This is a genomic window from Streptomyces sp. NPDC020983 (genome assembly GCF_044333485.1).
Taxonomy (GTDB): Bacteria; Actinomycetota; Actinomycetes; order Streptomycetales; family Streptomycetaceae; genus Actinacidiphila.
Map to the genome: position 1 here is coordinate 38,748 of NZ_JBIRRA010000004.1, position 17,508 is coordinate 56,255.

At 74.7% G+C, this 17,508-nt stretch carries 9 protein-coding genes and 1 pseudogene; 5 read left to right on the forward strand and 5 right to left on the reverse strand.

The genetic code is table 11. The features are described from left to right. Window positions 1-96: 96 nt before the first annotated feature. From ACH4SE_RS09310 to ACH4SE_RS09325, 4 genes are all read right to left on the reverse strand, one after another. Window positions 97-1,026 (reverse strand): carbohydrate ABC transporter permease, encoded by a 930-nt coding sequence (locus tag ACH4SE_RS09310; RefSeq protein ID WP_398542717.1) that lies wholly within the window; start codon window positions 1,024-1,026, stop codon window positions 97-99. Next, window positions 1,023-2,393, reverse strand: coding sequence for a carbohydrate ABC transporter permease (locus ACH4SE_RS09315; RefSeq protein ID WP_398542718.1), 1,371 nt, complete (start codon window positions 2,391-2,393; stop codon window positions 1,023-1,025). Before ACH4SE_RS09315 ends, ACH4SE_RS09310 begins: the two co-directional genes overlap by 4 nt. A gap of 17 nt (window positions 2,394-2,410) precedes the next feature. Beyond that, window positions 2,411-3,835 carry an ABC transporter substrate-binding protein gene (locus tag ACH4SE_RS09320; protein WP_398542719.1) on the reverse strand — a complete coding sequence of 475 codons (1,425 nt, stop codon included), beginning with the start codon at window positions 3,833-3,835 and terminating at the stop codon, window positions 2,411-2,413. A gap of 796 nt (window positions 3,836-4,631) precedes the next feature. Further along, complete coding sequence (locus ACH4SE_RS09325; RefSeq protein ID WP_398542720.1) at window positions 4,632-7,706, reverse strand: FtsK/SpoIIIE domain-containing protein; 3,075 nt, start codon at window positions 7,704-7,706, stop codon at window positions 4,632-4,634. A gap of 1,301 nt (window positions 7,707-9,007) precedes the next feature. On the opposite strand from ACH4SE_RS09325, the gene ACH4SE_RS09330 reads away from it, so the two are divergent. The 4 genes and pseudogenes from ACH4SE_RS09330 (at window position 9,008) to ACH4SE_RS09345 (ending at window position 16,130) form a co-directional block, all read left to right on the forward strand. After that, window positions 9,008-10,813, forward strand: a complete 1,806-nt coding sequence (locus ACH4SE_RS09330) for a serine/threonine-protein kinase (protein ID WP_398542721.1) — start codon at window positions 9,008-9,010, stop codon at window positions 10,811-10,813. Window positions 10,814-11,739: 926 nt separating this feature from the next. Continuing rightward, window positions 11,740-13,026, forward strand: a pseudogene (locus ACH4SE_RS09335) (serine/threonine-protein kinase); the annotation flags it as partial. A 1,034-nt stretch (window positions 13,027-14,060) separates the two neighbouring features. Further along, window positions 14,061-15,179, forward strand: a complete 1,119-nt coding sequence (prfB, locus tag ACH4SE_RS09340) for a peptide chain release factor 2 (protein WP_398542722.1) — start codon at window positions 14,061-14,063, stop codon at window positions 15,177-15,179. Between the two features lie 237 nt (window positions 15,180-15,416). Then, window positions 15,417-16,130, forward strand: a complete 714-nt coding sequence (locus ACH4SE_RS09345) for a hypothetical protein (RefSeq protein WP_398542723.1) — start codon at window positions 15,417-15,419, stop codon at window positions 16,128-16,130. A gap of 121 nt (window positions 16,131-16,251) precedes the next feature. Here the strand turns inward: ACH4SE_RS09345 and ACH4SE_RS09350 are convergent, their stop codons facing one another. Next, a complete protein-coding gene (locus ACH4SE_RS09350; protein ID WP_398542724.1) occupies window positions 16,252-16,443 on the reverse strand; it encodes a hypothetical protein in 192 nt (63 codons plus the stop codon). 322 nt (window positions 16,444-16,765) lie between these two features. Here ACH4SE_RS09350 and ftsE point away from each other — a divergent pair, with 322 nt between their 5' ends. Further along, the gene (gene ftsE / locus ACH4SE_RS09355; protein WP_398542725.1) at window positions 16,766-17,455 is read left to right on the forward strand and encodes a cell division ATP-binding protein FtsE; all 690 of its coding nucleotides are present in this window, start codon (window positions 16,766-16,768) and stop codon (window positions 17,453-17,455) included. The last annotated feature ends 53 nt before the right edge of the window (window positions 17,456-17,508 follow it).

Below are 17,508 nucleotides of genomic sequence, written 5' to 3' on the forward strand. Positions count from 1 at the left end.
GGGCGGCGGCCCCCGGAGGGGGCCGTTCCGGGCTGCGGGGGGCGTCAGTGTAGACGCCCCCCGCAGCCCGGAATGCCCGGTCGGTACCCGGCCGGCTCACTTCACGGCGCCGGCCATCACCCCGTTGACGAACTGCCGCTGGAAGGCGAAGAAGACCACCAGCGGGACGATCATCGACACGAAGGCGCCGGGCGCCAGGATGTCGATGTTGTTGCCGAACTGCCGTACCTGCTGCTGGAGCGCCACCGTGACGGGCTGCGAGTCGCTGTCCGCGAAGATCAGCGCCACCAGCATGTCGTTCCACACCCACAGGAACTGGAAGATGCCCAGCGACGCGATGGCCGGGCCGCCCAGCGGCAGCACCACCCGCAGGAACAGCCGCAGTTCGCCCGCGCCGTCCAGCCGCGCCGCCTCCAGCAGCTCGCGCGGGATCTCCGCGAAGAAGTTCCGCAGCAGGAAGATCGCGAACGGCAGCCCGAAGGCGGTGTGGAAGAGCACCACCCCGGAGATGTCGCCGAAGATCCCGATGTCGCCGAAGAGCTTCGCCACCGGGATGAGCGCCACCTGCACCGGCACCACCAGCATGGCCACGACCGCGATGAACCACCAGTCGCGGCCGGGGAAGTCCATCCAGGCGAAGGCGTAGCCGGCGAGCGCGCCGATCACCACGACCAGCAGCGTGGCGGGGACGGTGATCAGCGCGGTGTTCACCAGCGAGTCGGTGACGGCGTGGTTGTCCAGCAGCGAGCGGTAGTTGCTCACCGTCAGCTGCGAGGGCGAGGTGAAGACCTTCCACCAGCCGCTCGCGGCGATGTCCGTCGGCCGGCGCAGGCTGGACAGCAGCAGACCCACCGTCGGCAGCAGCCAGAACAGGCCCACCACCAGCAGCACGATCCGCACCAGCCCGCCGCTCGCCAGCTCCGCCAGCCGCGCCCCGAGCCGCCGGCCCGGGCGCTCGGCCGGCCGCGTGGCCCGTACCGGCTCCACCGCGGGTCCCGCGGATCCCGCGGTCGCGTCCGCGCTCATCGGCGCCCCTCCTTCCGCAGCCGCCGGATGTTGAAGATCATCACCGGCAGCACCAGCAGCAGCAGGATCACGCCGATCGCGCTGCCCACGCCCTGGTTGTTGCCGCCGCCGAAGGACGACACGTACAGCTGGAGCGCCAGCACGTTGGCGTCCTGCTGGCTGTCGCCGGGCGCGATGATGTAGACGAGGTCGAAGATCTTCAGGACGTTGATCATCAGCGTGACCGTGACGACCACCAGCACCGGCGCCAGCAGCGGCACCGTGATCCGGCGGAAGACCTGCCACTCGTTGGCGCCGTCCACCCGGGCCTGCTCCAGCAGCTCGCGCGGCATCCCGGCCAGGCCAGCCGCGATGAGCACCATCGCGAAGCCTGCCCACATCCAGATGTACGCCGCGATGATCGACGGCGTCACCAGGCTCGGGCCGAGCCAGTTGATGCCCTCGTACTTGCCGGAGAAGTTCGACCCGGGCAGCCGCAGCTGCGCGCCGACCGCGTCCGCGGGCAGCTCGTACGTGCCGTCCTTGCCCGTCTTCGCCGACGCGACGACCTTGCCGTCCTTGACCGCCTGCACCTTCACGCCCGACAGCGCCTTCTCACCCGGGTCGATCCTCCCCGGGGTGCCCGTGCCGCCGGGCCGGAAGTCCAGCCACACCGTGCCGGTGACCGCGCCGGACTTCGGCGCCGCCGGCCTGGCGTCCCGCGCCCCGGAGGGCACCTTGTTCTGCGGGATGCCGACGAGCGGCAGATCCGTCGGGGTGCCCGCGCCCGCCCTGGCCCGCGACGTGAACGAGCCGCCCGCGGACGGTTTCAGGTCGCTGTTCGGCCGCGGTCTCGCGCCGGGATAGGCCGCCGAGTCGCTGAAGGTGTCATGGACCGCCACCACCACCGCGTTGGCCACGCCCTGGTGCGGGTCCTGCTCGTACACCAGCCGGAAGATGATCCCCGCGGCCAGCATCGAGATCGCCATCGGCATGAAGACGACCAGCTTGAACGCCGTACCCCAGCGGACCTTCTCCGTCAGCACCGCGAACACCAGGCCGAGCGCGGTCGCCACGGTCGGCGCGACCAGCACCCAGACGACGTTGTTGCGGACCGCCGTGAGAATGCCGTGGTCGCTGAAGACCGTGCCGAAGTTCTTCAGCCCCACGAAGGCGCTGCCGTCCGCGTCGTACAGGCTGCGCTTGACGGTGTAGACGATCGGATACGCCACCAGCGCGCCCAGCAGCACCAGCGCGGGCAGCAGGAAGAGCACCGCCACCCACGGCCGGGTCGCCGCCACACCGCGCCGCGGCCCCTTCGCGGAGCCCGGCGGGGACGGGACGGCGGCGCCACCGCCGCCGCCCGCCCCCGCGGTGGCGTCCGCCACCGATGCCGGGGCCACCCTCAGCCCCCGTAGGCCTTGGCGGCGTCCGCCTCCAGCTTGGCCTGCGCGCCCGCGACGTCCGACGGGTTGGCCAGGAAGTCCTGGAGGTCCTTCCACTCGCCCTGGCCCTTCGTGCCGCCGAAGGCGGCCGGAGCCTGGTCCGACATGTCGAAGCGGAAGTCGTCGCCCGCGCCGATCAGCGAGGTGGCGATGTTGCGCTGCACGTCGTCCGGATACGCCGCCATGTCCAGGTTCTTGTTCGGCGACAGGTAACCGCCGCCCTGCGCCCAGATCTTGGCCGCGTCCGGCGACGCGATGAACGTCAGCAGCGCCTGCGCCGCCGGGGTGTCCTTCAGCGCCACCGCCACGTCACCGCCGCTGACGACCGGCGCCTTGCCGCCGCCGACCGCCGGGAAGGCGAACTCCTTGGCGTCCGTGCCGACCTTCGCCTTGGTGTTGCCCGCGATGAAGGCCGAGACGAAGTCCCCCTCGTAGACCATCGCGGCGGCCGGCGGATTGCCGGTGAAGGTCTGCGTCACCGACTTCGGGAAGTCGGTCGCCAGCGCGCCCTTCGCGCCGCCCGCGAGCAGCTCCTTCTTGCCGAACAGCTGGGCCAGGGTGGTCAGCGCGGTCTTGACGGACGGGTCCGTCCACTTGATCTTGTGCGCGGCCAGCTGGTCGTACTTGTCCGGCCCGGCCTGCGACAGGTAGACGTTCTCGAACCAGTCGGTGAGGGTCCACCCGTCCGCGCCGCCGATCGACACCGGCGCCGTCCCCGAGTCGAAGACGGTCTCCGCCGTCTTCAGGAAGTCGTCCCAGGTCTTCGGCTCCGCCGCGCCCGCGTTGCTGAAGGCGGAAGTGCTGTACCAGATCAGCGACTTGTTGGACGCCTTGGCGTAAATGCCGTACTGCGTACCCTTCCAGGCGCCGAGATCCTGCCAGCCCTTGGAGAAGTTCTTCTGCAGCTCCGCCTTGGCCTGCGCGCCCAGCGGCTTGAGCCAGCCCTTGTCGGCGAACTGGTGCATCACGCCGTTCTGCGCCAGGAACGCGACATCCGGCGGGGCACCGCCCTGGATCTTCGCGCCCAGGAACGTCGACTGGCTGTCACCCGTGGGCACGAACGTGCTCTTCGCGCCGGTGCGCTTGTCGAACTCGTCCAGCACCTTCTGGAAGTTCTTCTGCTCCGGGCCCGTCCAGACCGCGGCCACTTCCAGCTTCTGGCCGTGCAGGTCGGGCAGTTGCAGCGCGCCGCCCGCGGCGCTGCCCGAACTCGCGGTGGAGCTGGGCGAACTCTTCTTGTCCCCGTCGTCCTTCTTGTCGCCGCCGCACGCCGCGGCGGTCAACGCGAGGGCGGACGCCGCCGCGGTCGCCACCGCTATGCGCGTAGCGCGGCGGACGCCGCGGCTGGTGGTGGCTCTTTGCGGCTTGCCCTTTAACGTGTGCATCTCGCATCCCCTCAGTCCCGTGGCGTCCTGTCCTACGCCCGGTGAACTTCCCCCGGCAAGGCCGCGAACGCCACGTCTGGGGTGCTGTGACCACTCCGTGATCTTGGCGCAAACCCGTTGTAGGGGGTGGGGCGGGGGACTGGGGTTCGACGGGGGCGGGGTTTGCGGTGGGCGGTTCGCCGTTCCGCCGGTGGGGGGTGGGCGCGGGGTGCTCCGCGCCCTGGGGGGGGCGGGTTGCGGTGGGCGGTTCGCCTTTCGCTTGGTGGGGGCTGGTCACGCAGTTCCTCGCGCCCCTGGGGTCATCCGGCGGGGCATCGCGCTGATTGTGCGGGGGTGGGGTCGGGTGCCACTCCGGGGGTACCTCCTCGGAATGCGCGTCTGACCTCCCCCGTGTCCGGTGAGGGAGTAGGTGCGCATTCCTGCGGGGGCACCCCCGGATCGTCCCCCTCCCGGGCCGGTGTGGCGGCTGCCTGCCGGTGGGGGTGAGGTCTTCTCGGGGACTGCGGTTCGCCCCCGACGGCGAAGCACCCCCACAGGTGGACCGTCAGCCGACATCTGTCCCGCACGGGTGGTGGGGGTGGGAACACCCCGCGCCGCCAGGCGCGGGAAACCCCGGCGGCGGGCAAGCCGCCTACGTACCGGCAACCGGGCACGGCCCGGAGCGGCGCGCCGCCAGGCGCGGGCACCCCGGCGGCGGGTCAGCCGCCCACGCACGGGCAATCGGGCGCCGCCAGGCGTGGGCACTGCCCGAGCGCGGCGCCGCCAGGCGTGGGCGCCGCCGGGGCGGGCGTGGAGGTCAGGAGGAGAGCGGGGCGGCCTCCGAGGCGCGCTGAAGGGCGCTGGCGAGGAGCGCGAGGTCCGTGGGCCCGTTTCCGAGCTCGCGGACCTGGCGCCGGGCCGGCGGATCCCCCATCCGCTCCCATTCGAGCGCCACGACCGTGGGCCGCAGCGTGGCTGTCCGGGGGATGCGCCCGCTGACCCGTCCGGCCTGGAAGGCCGTCACCGCCCCGCCGGGCCGGCGGAGGTAGCCCCGCCCGGGCACCGCCTCGTCGAGCCCCGCCGCGTCCTCGACGCCGACGAGGAGCGCCGCGGACTCCGGATCCGCGCTCCGCAGCGCGATCCGCAGCGGTGCCCGCTCGTCCGCGTCCGTCCCGGCGGTCCGCTCGGGCCGCCCGGTGGCGGCGACGAGGTGGACGCCGAGCCGCTCGCCCTCCCGGGCGACGGCCTCGACCGCGCGGACGACGCTGCCGGCCGCGGGCCGCCCGGGGCTGCCGAGGGCGGGCGCGACGAGTGCGTCCAGGTCGTCGACGAGCAGGACGAGCCGCGGCATCGGCGGCGCTTCGGGCGCGTCGGGTGTGTCCGAAGCGTCCGCGGGCCGTCCGCCCTGGTGCGGCACGCTCGCGGTGACGACGCGCTCGGCGTGCCACGCGGCGAACGTCTGCTCGCCGAGCACGGCGGCCCGCCGCTTCAGCTCCGCCCCCAGCGCCTGTGCGAAGTCCCGCATCCGCACCGGGTCGGTGGCGACCAGGTGCTCGGTGACGTGCGGCAGGTCGGCGCAGGCGGCGAGCCCCTCGCCGCGTTCCTGGCCGCCGCCGTCGAGCAGGACGAGCGCGAGCCGCTCGGGCCGCTCGCTCGCGGCGAGCGCCGCCGCGAGCGAGCGCAGCAGCTCGGTCTTGCCCGAGCCGGGCGCGCCCCCCACGAGCAGGTGCGGTCCCTCCGCGACGAGGTCGACGGCGACCCGCCCGCCGGGCGCCCCGGCGCCCGCCCCGGCGCCGAGGACCGCGCCGGCGGCCGGCACCGCGGGGTGCGCGGCGGCCCAGCGCGCGGCAATCTTCGCGGGGGTGGCCAGCGCGAGGTCCAGCTCGTCGAGCAGCCGTACGGTGGCGGGCAGCGCGTGCCGCGACGCGGCGCCGTACGATTCCGCGTCGGCCTCCCGCAGCGGCGCGAGTGCCCGGGCGAAGTGCTCGGCCCAGGCGGCGGACACCGCGTCCAGCACGATCTCGTCGGCCTCGTCCGTGCCGTCGGTGTCCGCCGGGGCGCCCGCGGGCTCGACCCGCAGCGTCGTCGCGACGTCCCCGGACAGCCGGGCCACCACACCGGTGTCCACGGGGGGCCGCTCGCCCGGCTCGGCCAGGCACAGCACGTGCACGCCCACGGCGGGCCCGGTGGCCGCGATACGGGAGACGGTCTCGCGGAGCGCGGCCGAGCCGGGGTCGCCGTCGACGACCAGCAGCGCGTACGTCCCGGGCGCGCCGCCCCCTGCCCGGGCGACCCCGGTGGAGCCCGCGGCGGCCGGGGCCCCTTCGGCCCCGCCGCCTGCCGTCCGGGCGGGGTGTGCGGCGCCGGACGCCCCGGCGCCCGCGGTGCTCTCCTCGATTCTGCGGATCAGCTCCGCCGTCCGCGCCTGCGCCTGCTCGCGGTCGAAGGCCAGCAGCAGCCGGCAGTCCTGGCCGCGGGCCGGGCGCAGGTGCGGCAGCCAGTTCAGCCACGCCCACTCCTCGGCGCGCTGTTCGGCGGGGCGGGCGCGGTCGGCGCTGAGCAGCACCACTTCGAGCGTGCCGGGGGAGTGCAGGGCGCACAGCTGGGCGAGCACCGCGCGGGCGAGCCCGGAGAGCCGAGGGCGCGGACCGGCGAGGGTCAGCGCGGCGGAGTGCGCTTCGCGCAGGGAGACGGCGAAGGGCACCCCGGCGGGCTGCCGCGGGCCGTAGCCGGTGGTGCCGAGCCGTACGGTCAGCGCGTCGGGGTGGCCGGGGCCGCGCTCCCACAGGCGGCGGCCCGGTCCGAGCGCGGTGAGCAGCACCGCCGCCGGATCCGGCCAGCGCTCCCGCAGCTCCGCGGCCTGCGTCCCGGAGTACGCCTCCGCGTTCTCGGCGCGCCCCGCGCCCTGGAGCCTGCGCCGCGCCCACGCCCCTATCGACCCGACGACCCCGCCGCGCCCGCCGCCCACCCCGGGCCGCCGGGCCTGCCCGGTGTCCCGCCTGCCGTATCCGGAGGGGCCCTCGGCGTCCGCGGGCCGCGGGACCTGCGGAACCGCGTCCCCGAACGCCGCGGCCGCCTCCGGACGCGTCGCCGGGGGCGGGGCAGGGGGCCGGAACGTGCCGTGGCCGTACGCGGTGGGCCCGGCGGCCTCCCCGCGGGCGGCGGGGACGTGCGCCTCCGGTGCCGCCTCCGGCTCCGGCCCCGAATCGCGCAGGCCCACCCGGAGGTGGCCCTCGGCGTCCGGGACGGCCGGCAGCGGCTGCGGGGCCGGGGCACCCGGCGGATCGAGGCGCAGCGTGGACTCGCCGAGCTGGAGCAGCGCCCCCGGCGGCAGCGGGACGGGCTGCGGACCGACCGCGCGCCCGCCGAGCGCCGTCCCGTTCGTCGAGCCGAGGTCGGCGACGGTCGGCGAGCCGTCCGGGCCGAAGGCCACCTCGCAGTGGAGCCGGGACACGTCCGGGTCGTCCAGTGGTACGTCCGCCTCCGAGGAGCGGCCGATCGTCGCCCGCCCGCCCGGCAGCAGGTGCACGCCGCCCGCGTCCGGCCCGCCCACCACCAGCAGCCGCGCCGCACCGGCCGGCGGACTGCCGTACTCCCCGAAACTGCCGTACGGGCCCGGGTCGTGCGGGCCCGCGGGAGCGTGCACCGCGAGGACCGCGCCGTCCACGAGCGGCGGCACACCCAGCACCGCGGTCGGCGGCACGCGCTCCTGCCCGGCGTAAAGGGCCACCGAGGCCCCGGCGGAGCGGCCCGGCTGCCCGGAACCCGCCGCGGAGGCGAGCGCACCGGAGATCGAGCCCAGCACGGTGCCGGCGGGCGCCGTCACGAGGACGTCGCTGCCGCGGGCTGCCCGGCCGCTGCGCGGCCCGAGGACGGTCAGCCGGATCTGCATCTCGTCCGCGGTCCCTTCTGCCCGGGCGTACGTCGGGGCGTCCCTCCCCGGCCGCGCGCGGGCGCGTTGACACTGCACTGAACTGGCACTGGCACCACGCGGGCACATCCGGCGGAGCCGCCGCCCCGCCCGCCCCCACCGGACCGTACCGGTGCATCCTCCCACCCGCCGCCGACACCGCGCGGCCGGTACCGGCCTGACGTGATCTTGCCTGTGGCTGCGCCGCCCCATACGTCCCCATGTGGGCGCGCCCACCGGCGGCGCCGGGCTGCGTTTCGCGGTGTCCCGCGCGACCCCACCACCGGTCCCGGACCGTTCGCGGGGGCCTGGGCCCGGGCCCGGCGGTGCGTGGTGCGGTGGCCCGCGGCCTTGCGGTGGGTGGGGGCTGGTCGCGCCGTTCCCCGCGCCCCTGAGGGGGTGCGGCTTGCGGTGGGCGGTTTGCCTTTCTGCCCGGTGGGGCTGGGCGCGGGGTGCTCCGCGGGGCTTTGCGCTGCGGGGGGTTGTTGTTGCGGTCGTGCGCGCGATCTTCTGCCGGTGGGGGGTTGCTCGCGCAGTTCCCCGCGCCCCTGGGGTCATCCGGCGGGGCATCGCGCACTTCGTGCGGGGGTGGGGTCGGGTGCCACTCCGGGGGTACCTCCTCGGAATGCGCGTCTGGCGTCATGACGTGGGTGGCGGGGAGTGGGTGCGCATTCCTGCGGGGGCACCCCCGGATCGTCCCCCTCCCGGGCCGGTGTGGCGGCTGCCTGCCGGTGGGGGTGAGTGTGGTTGGGGGACTGCGGTTCGCCCCCGACGGCGGCGCACCCCCACGAGAAGGCCGTCAGCCGACGTCATATCTGCACGGGTGGTGGGGGTGGGAACACCCCGCGCCGCCAGGCGCGGGCACCCCCACGGCGGGACACCCGCCCACGCACCCCGGGCGGCCACCGCCCGCAGCGGGGCCGCCAGGCGCGGGCACCACAGTGGCGGGTCAGCCGCAAACGCACCTCGGGCGGGCGCCGTCCGAAGCACCCCCGGCGGCGGGCAGCCGCGAGCTCACTTCGGGCGGGCACCGTCCGAGCGCGGCGCCGTCAGGCGCGGGAAGCTGCCGCGGCGGGGCAGCCGCACGCTCCGCCGCAAGTGGGCACCGCGCGGCGCGGCGCCCGCCGTCGTACGCAACCGGGCGGAGCCCGTACGCGTCCTACCCGGGTATTCGGCCTCGCCGCCCGCCCCGCCTCGCGCCGCACGGCACTACGCTTGGGCGGAACCGGGCATCGGTCACCGGGAGGAAGCGCCCGGTCACTACGGAGCAGGGAGCGCATGACGTGCGGCCGGTAGGCAGCAAATACCTCCTGGAGGAGCCGCTCGGGCGCGGCGCCACGGGCACCGTCTGGCGTGCCCGGGTGCGTGGTGCCGAGGGCGGCCCTGACGCCCTGCCCGCGGCGGAGGGACTGGAGCCGGGCGCGACGGTCGCCGTGAAGGTGCTCAAGGAGGAGCTCGCCGGCGACCCCGACGTGGTGATGCGCTTCCTGCGCGAGCGCAGCGTCCTGCTGCGGCTGCGCCACCCGCACATCGTGCGGGTCCGTGACCTGGTCGTCGAGGGCGATCTGCTCGCGCTCGTGATGGATCTCGTCGACGGTCCCGACCTGCACCGCTACCTCCGCGAGAACGGTCCCTTCTCCCCGGTCGCGGCCGCGCTGCTGACCGCGGCCGTCGCGGACGCGCTGGCCGCCAGTCACGCGGACGGTGTCGTCCACCGCGACCTGAAGCCCGCGAACGTGCTGCTCGCCACCCTCACGGACGAGGACGGCAGCGAGCGCATGCACCCGATGCTCACGGACTTCGGCATCGCGCGGCTCGCGGACTCCCCGGGCGTGACGCGTACGCACGAGTTCGTCGGCACGCCCGCCTACGTGGCGCCGGAGTCCGCGCAGGGCCGCCCGCAGACGTCCGCCGTGGACGTCTACGGCGCGGGCATCCTGCTCTACGAGCTGGTCACCGGCCGGGCCCCCTTCCAGGGCGAGACGGCGATCGAGGTGCTCCAGGCGCATCTGCGGCAGGAGCCGCCGCGGCCGGGCAACGTACCCGAGCCGCTCTGGACGGTCATCGAACGCTGCATGCGCAAGGAGCCCGGCCAGCGGCCCAGCGCGGAGACGCTGGCCCGCGCGCTGCGGGTGGTCGCGGCCGGTGTCGGCGTGCACGCGACGCCCGCTGCCGCCGAGGCCGCGCTCGGCGTGGGCGCGCTGCTCGTACCGGACGAGGCCCCCACGCTGCCGCGCGGCGCCAACCTCGCCGCCGCCGCGGACGCCGATCCCACGCAGGTGCTGCCGTCGGGGTCGGGCGGCGGGCAGCAGTACGACCCGTCCGCCGCCACGCGCGTCCTCCCGCCGAGCGGCGACCGCCCCGGCGGCGACGGCACCCGCGTGCTGCCCCCCGTACCGGACGCCGGGCCGCCGCAGCCGCAGGGCCCGCACCCGTGGGAGTCGCAGCTCAACGCCGCCCGGCAGCGCAACGACCAGACCGAGGCGCACTACCTGCCCCCCGAGATGGACCCCCTCTTCCGCCGCCCCCGCCGCCAGCCGGCCCGCCCCGCCCAGGGCCAGGGACAAGGCCAGGGGTACGGCTACCCGCAGCAGCAGGGCGGCTACGGCTACCCGCAGCAGCAGCAGCAGCAGGCCGGGCAGGGCGGCTACGGCTACCCCCAGCAGCAGCCGCCGCAGCCCCAGCAGCCCCGCTACCAGCAGCCCCAGCAGCAGGCGTACGACCCGCGGCGCTACGAGCAGCAGCCCCAGCGGTACGAGCCGCAGCCGCGGCCGCAGGCGCCCGAGCGCGAGCCGCGGCGGCGCAGCGCCAACCCCGTCAAGATCCCGGGCCTGGGCTGCCTCAAGGGCTGCTTCGTGGTGATCCTGGTGCTCGTCGCCCTCTTCGTCCTGGTCTGGTACACGACGCCGCTGCCCGACTGGTTCAACACGACGCGCAACCTGTGGGACGCGTCCTCGGACTGGATCAAGTCGGCGTGGCACACGATCTCGTCCATCACCGGCGACTCCGGAGGGGGCAACGGCACCGGTACGCCCACGCCGGGCATCGACGGCAAGACCCTGCCGCCCAACCTCAACGGCCTCAACTGAGCCCACGCCTGGCGGCGCGCTGCTTCGGGCGGTGCCCGCCCGGGGTGCGTGGGCGGCTTGCCCGCCGTGGGGGTTTCCCGCGCCTGGCGGCGTGCTGCTTCGGGCGGTGCCCGCCTGGGGGTGCGTGGGCGGCTTGCCCGCCGTGGGGGTTTCCCGCGCCTGGCGGCGCGGGGTGTTCCCACCCCCACCACCCGTGCAGATTCGACGTCGGCTGACGGTTCACCTGTGGGGCGCATTCGCCGTCGGGGGCGAACCGCAGTCCCTGCAGAGACTTCACCCCCACCGGCAGGCAGCCGCCACACCGGCCCGGGAGGGGGACGATCCGGGGGTGCCCCCGCAGGAATGCGCACCCCACCGCCCAACGAACACGTCATGACGTCAGACGCGCATTCCGAGGAGGTACCCCCGGAGTGGCACCCGACCCCACCCACCGCACGGAGTGCGCGATGCCCCGCCGGGCAACCCGGGGGCGCGGGGAACTGCGCGACCAGCCCCCACCGGCAGAAGATCGCGCGGCCCACCGCAACAACCACCCCCGCAGCGCAAAAGGCCCGCGGGGGAACCCCGCGACCAGCCCCCACCGGCACCAGGTCCGCGGCCCACCGCACCACGCACCCCCGCAGCGCAAAAGGCACCGCGGGGAACTGCGCGACCGGCCCCCACCGGCACCAGGGCCGCGGCCCACCGCACCCACCACCCCGCGGCGCAAATGCTCGCACCCCCCACCGCCGCAAGACCGCGCGCCCGCGCGCAATCCGGCCCGCGCGGCGGAGCCACCCGCACGCCACTGGGGGGATTTGTCGACTTCTGGAGGGTGATTTCTCGTGCGGAAAGCGTCCTCACCGACCTCCCGTATCCCGAACGGGCCCTCATCCGCGTAGCTTTGTCGGCAACGCGACGGACCGCCGGAGGAGTCGGAGCAAGCCTTGGCCAGGAAGATCGGCAGCCGCTACACCGCCCACCAGGTGCTCGGGCGGGGATCCGCGGGCACGGTGTGGCTCGGTGACGGCCCCGAGGGACCGGTCGCCATCAAGCTGCTGCGCGAGGACCTGGCGTCCGACCAGGATCTCGTCGGCCGCTTCGTGCAGGAGCGGACCGCCCTGCTGTCGCTCGACCACCCGCACATCGTCGGTATCCGCGACCTCGTGGTGGACGGCAGCGACCTGGCCCTGGTCATGGACCTGGTGCGGGGCACGGACCTGAGGTCGCGGCTGGAGCGGGAGCGGCGGCTCACCCCGGAGGCGGCGGTCGCGATCGCCGCGGACGTGGCGGACGGGCTCGCCGCCGCGCATGCGGCGGGAGTGGTGCACCGGGACGTCAAGCCGGAGAACGTGCTGCTGGACTCCGCCGCGCCGGCGGGGCCGGGCGGCGCGCCGCCCGCGCTGCTCACGGACTTCGGTATCGCGCGGCTCGTCGACACCCCGCGGCGCACCCGCGCGACCCGCATCATCGGCACGCCCGACTACCTCGCGCCGGAGATCATCGAGGGTCTGCCGCCGCGCGCCTCGGTGGACATCTACGCGCTGGCCACGGTGCTGTACGAGCTGCTCGGCGGTTTCACGCCGTTCGGCGGAGGGCACCCCGGCGCGGTGCTGCGGCGGCATGTCACGGAGGCCGTCCAGCCGCTGCCGGGGCTGCCGCCGGAGCTGGACCGCGTCCTGACCGCGTGCCTGGCCAAGGCGCCCGCGTCCCGGCTGACGGCCGCCGAACTGGGTGCGAAGCTGCGCGACCTGCTGCCGCGGCTGGCGGGCCTGCCCGCCCTCGACGTCGCGGCGCCCGGCGGCCAGGGCGAGGCCGGTGACGGCGGGTACGGCGCCGAGGACGGCGCGGCCGCGGGCGTCCCGCTGCCGCCCCCGCGGCCCCAGGGCGCGGACGACGGCGACCGGCGGCGCGGGGCCGTACCGCTGGTGCGCGGGTCGGCGCCGGACTCCAGCCGGGACACCCACACCAGCATCAAGCTGCCCACGCCCGAGGAGCTGGCCGGCTACGGGGCGGCCGCCCGTTCCGGCGGCGGCAGGGCGCGGGCTTCGGCGCCGGGGCGGCCGGCGAGCCCCCGGCACCGCTCGGTCTCGGACGCCGTGCGGCAGCGCCGCATCCGTTTCGCCGCCGCGGCGGCCGCGGCGCTCGCGGTGGCCGGCATCGGCGGCTGGGGCATCGCGTCGTCCGGCTCCTCCGGCTCGTCCGGGCCCGGCGACTCGCGCGGCGACGTGCCGCCCTCCGACCCGCCGGCGACGCAGCAGAAGCACGCGACGACCCCGGCCGCCCCGACCGCGGCCGCGGACGTGCCGCAGAGCCGTACCGGGCAGCCGATCGCGCTGCCGCGCTGGTCCGGCTTCCAGGGCGTTCCGGCCGCGGGGGTCCCGCTGACCGGCGGCCCGCGCGCGCTCGCGGTGCACGGCGCGACGTACGTCTTCGCACGGGGCAAGGACAAGAACGTCTGGTACGTCGTGCGGGACAGCCGCGGCCACTACGGGCGGTGGCACAAGCTCACGGGCATAAACGTCGACGACGACCCGGCGGTGGTCTCCGCCCGGGACGGCCGGATCGACCTCTTCGCGCTCGGCACCGACGGCCTGCTCTACCGGCGCACCATGACCGGTGCGACCGGCGCCGCGTCCGGCGGGGAGTGGAACGCCTGGTCCCAGGTCGACGAGCGCACCCACTTCGACGCGGCCCCCGCCGCCGCGTCCTCCGAGCCCGGCCGGGTCGACCTGGTCGGGCGGGTCGGCGGCGACCTGGTGACGGCCTCGCTCGTCGGCGACCGCTGGAACGCCTGGGCCGTGGTGCCCACCGCGGGCCGTATCACCGCCGCCCCCGCGCTGGTCTCGCAGGAGCGCGGCACCCTGGACGCCTTCGTCGTCCGCAAGGCGGACGGGGCGGTGCTCCAGCTGCCGTACTCCGGCGGTGCCTGGCGGCCCTCCGCCGTCGTCCGGGGGCTGGACGCGACCGGGCGGCCCGACGCGGTGGCCGCCGGCGGCCGCCTCTACGCCTTCGCCGCCGGCAGCCAGGCCGCCGCCGCCCCGGACGCCGACTGGTCGGCCGCCCCGCTGCCCGGCACCGGCGCGGACCGCGCGGTCGGCACGGTCGCCGCGTCCCCGCACACCCTGGAGCTCTTCACCCGCACCGCGGGCGGCACCCTGACCCGCGCGACGGCCTCGGTATGAGCCGCGGTACGGGCCCGCGGCCGTACGGCACGGGGCGGGGCGCACGGGCCCGGCTTGTTTCGGCCAGCCGGTAGGCTGGACCCGTGGCAATCGTCGATGTATCCGAAGAACTGAAATCCCTGTCCTCGACCATGGGGTCGATCGAGGCCGTCCTCGACCTCGACCGGATGCGGGACGACATCGCCGCGCTGGAAGAGCAGGCGGCGGTGCCGACCCTCTGGGACGACCCGGACAACGCGCAGAAGGTCACCAGCCGGCTGTCCCACCTCCAGGCCGAGCTGCGCAAGGTCGAGGCGCTGCGCGGCCGGATCGACGACCTCGGGGTCCTCTTCGAGCTGGCCGAGGCCGAGGACGACGCGGACACGCGCGCCGAGGCCGAGTCGGAGCTGACCGACGTCCGCAAGGCGCTCGACGAGATGGAGGTCAGGACGCTGCTGTCGGGCGAGTACGACGCCCGCGAGGCCCTGGTCAACATCCGCGCGGAGGCCGGCGGTGTCGACGCGGCCGACTTCGCCGAGCAGCTCCAGCGCATGTACCTGCGCTGGGCCGAGCGCCACGGCTACCCGACGGAGATCTACGAGACGTCCTTCGCCGAAGAGGCCGGCATCAAGTCGACGACCTTCGTCGTCAAGGCCCCCTACGCCTACGGCACCCTGTCCGTCGAGCAGGGCACGCACCGCATGGTGCGCATCTCGCCCTTCGACAACCAGGGCCGCCGCCAGACGTCCTTCGCGGGCGTCGAGGTGCTGCCCGTCGTGGAGCAGAGCGACCACGTCGAGATCGACGAGTCCGAGCTGCGCGTGGACGTCTACCGCGCCTCCGGCCCCGGCGGCCAGGGCGTCAACACCACCGACTCCGCCGTCCGCATCACCCACCTGCCGACCGGCATCGTCGTCTCCTGCCAGAACGAGCGCTCCCAGATCCAGAACAAGGCGAGCGCCATGAACGTCCTGCAGGCGAAGCTGCTCGAACGCCGCCGCCAGGAGGAGCAGGCGCTGATGGACTCCCTCGGCAAGAGCGACGGCGGCAACTCCTGGGGCAACCAGATGCGTTCGTACGTCCTGCACCCGTACCAGATGGTCAAGGACCTGCGCACCGAGCACGAGGTCGGCAACCCGCAGGGCGTCCTCGACGGCGACATCGACGGTTTCATCGAGGCGGGTATCCGCTGGCGCAAGTCCCGTGAGAAGACCGCCGCCTGATTCCCCGGCAGTCCGTCATGTCACAGACGTGTACGGAAGTGCCGTGCACGTCGGGCTAATTGGGGCATTGTGTGCTTAATGCCCTTGACGGGTCCAGGGAAAGCCGCGAAGGTAAGGCGCGGCATGCGCATGCACGGAGGCGTCAGCGCACGGGGGAGAGCGTCGAAGCCCCCCAGTGACAACACCACCAGGATGCTGCGCAGCCCGAAGCAGACATCTACTGGGGGTATCTGACTCATGAGCAAGCGCAACACGCGGGTGCGTGTCGCTCGGATAGCCGCGGCGGCCGTCATCGCCGGCGGTGCGTCGCTGACGGTCGTGGGCGTGGCGCAGGCCGCCGACAAGCCGAGCCACACGTCGACGATCCAGAGCTTCACCGCGGACGACCCGACGGACCCGATCGGCGGTGTTCCCGGCGAGCCCTCCTCCAGCGCGTCGCCGTCGAGCCCGCCGCCGTCGAACGAGCCGCCGTCGAGCCCGCCGCCGTCCAACGAGCCGCCGTCCAGCCCGCCGCCGTCGAACGAGCCGCCGTCCAGCCCGCCGCCGTCCAACGAGCCGCCGTCGAGCCCGCCGCCGTCCGCGCCGGGCTCCGGCACCACCGTGGGCAACCAGAACGGTGGCAACCAGAACGGTGGCAACGCCAACGGCGGGAACCAGAACGGCGGCAACGCCAACGGCGGCAACACCGGTACCGCCGGTGGTTCGAAGCCCGACGGCAACAACAACACCTGCACGCTGACCGGCGAGAGCGTCGACTGCGGCAACAACAACACCAGCACCGACAACACGGCGCCGGTTCCGCAGGGCACCACCACGACCCAGCTCGCCGAGACCGGTTCCAGCGGCACCACCTTCATGCTGATCGGCGCCGCGACGCTGATCGCCGGCGGCGTCGGCTTCACGCTGACCCCGCGCCTGGCGGGCCGCCGCGGCGGCGGCACCGCGGCCTGACGGCCGCGCCGGACACGCCGAAGGGCGGGGCCCCGAACGCACCTGGCGTTCGGGGCCCCGCCCTTCGGTTGCTGCTGGTGGGGCAGGCGCTCCCAGTCGCTCACGGAGCGTGAGGGCGGCCTCACGCCGTGGCGTGCTCCACGACCAGGACGACGGCGAGGAGGGCCACGAGGAGGGCGACGAGGGTCGCAGGGGATATCGAGGACCAGCCGGACTCCTGCTGCATCCGCGCGCGGTTGGCGCGGCACACGGAGCAGCGGCCCTCGACCACCGGGCCGGAACAGTTCGCGCACACCAGCCGGTCGACTGTCATGGTGGTCTCCTCACTCCGTCCGGTGAACGCTCCCGGTGGGTGAATCGTTCCCGAGCGGCTGCGCTCCAGTTCTGCGACGCCGTGTGCTCGCCTCAGAACACGCTCCTTCTACTGTGCCAGGTTCCCGGGCGGTGTGCGCAAGAGGGCGCCCGGAGGCGGGAGCGCACGGCGGCGGTTGCCGGACGGTAATGCCAGGGCTTGCCCGGTTATGCCCTGTGGGACGGCGCACGAACCCGCCACGGCGACTGCGCACCGGTTGCGCTCTCGCGTAATGTCGCCCTACATCCCCAGTCCGCTCACCCCGCAAACCATTGGTGCGAACGTGATCCGATTCGACAACGTCTCCAAGACCTACCCGAAGCAGAACCGTCCCGCCCTGCGCGATGTATCGCTGGAGATCGAGAAGGGTGAGTTCGTCTTCCTGGTCGGCTCGTCGGGCTCGGGCAAGTCGACGTTCCTGCGGCTGATCCTGCGCGAGGAGCGCACCGACACCGGTGTCGTGCACGTCCTCGGCAAGGACCTCGCCCGGCTGTCCAACTGGAAGGTCCCGCACATGCGGCGCCAGCTCGGCACCGTCTTCCAGGACTTCCGGCTGCTGCCGAACAAGACCGTCGCCGAGAACGTGGCCTTCGCCCTGGAGGTCATCGGCAAGCCGCGCGGCACGATCCGCAAGACCGTGCCGGAGGTGCTGGACCTGGTGGGGCTGGCCGGCAAGGACGACCGCATGCCCGGCGAGCTGTCCGGTGGCGAGCAGCAGCGCGTGGCCATCGCCCGCGCCTTCGTCAACCGGCCGATGCTGCTGATCGCGGACGAGCCGACCGGAAACCTGGACCCGCAGACGTCCGTCGGCATCATGCGGCTGCTCGACCGCATCAACCGGACCGGCACCACCGTGGTCATGGCCACGCACGACCAGAACATCGTCGACCAGATGCGCAAGCGCGTCATCGAACTCGAGAAGGGGCGGCTGGTACGCGACCAGTCGCGCGGTGTCTACGGCTACCAGCACTAGCGCCCGCGGCGGCGCCCCCGCTGGCCCCCGCCGGAAGCCTCGCAGGCCCGAAC

What these genes read in the sequence shown, in the direction of transcription:
- ACH4SE_RS09325 (WP_398542720.1), bottom strand. Translation starts at nt 7,706, where the DNA reads ATGCAGATCCGGCTGACCGTCCTCGGGCCGCGCAGCGGCCGGGCAGCC.
- ACH4SE_RS09345 (WP_398542723.1), top strand. Translation starts at nt 15,417, where the DNA reads ATGAGCAAGCGCAACACGCGGGTGCGTGTCGCTCGGATAGCCGCGGCG.
- ACH4SE_RS09350 (WP_398542724.1), bottom strand. Translation starts at nt 16,443, where the DNA reads ATGACAGTCGACCGGCTGGTGTGCGCGAACTGTTCCGGCCCGGTGGTC.
- ACH4SE_RS09310 (WP_398542717.1), bottom strand. Translation starts at nt 1,026, where the DNA reads ATGAGCGCGGACGCGACCGCGGGATCCGCGGGACCCGCGGTGGAGCCG.
- ACH4SE_RS09320 (WP_398542719.1), bottom strand. Translation starts at nt 3,835, where the DNA reads ATGCACACGTTAAAGGGCAAGCCGCAAAGAGCCACCACCAGCCGCGGC.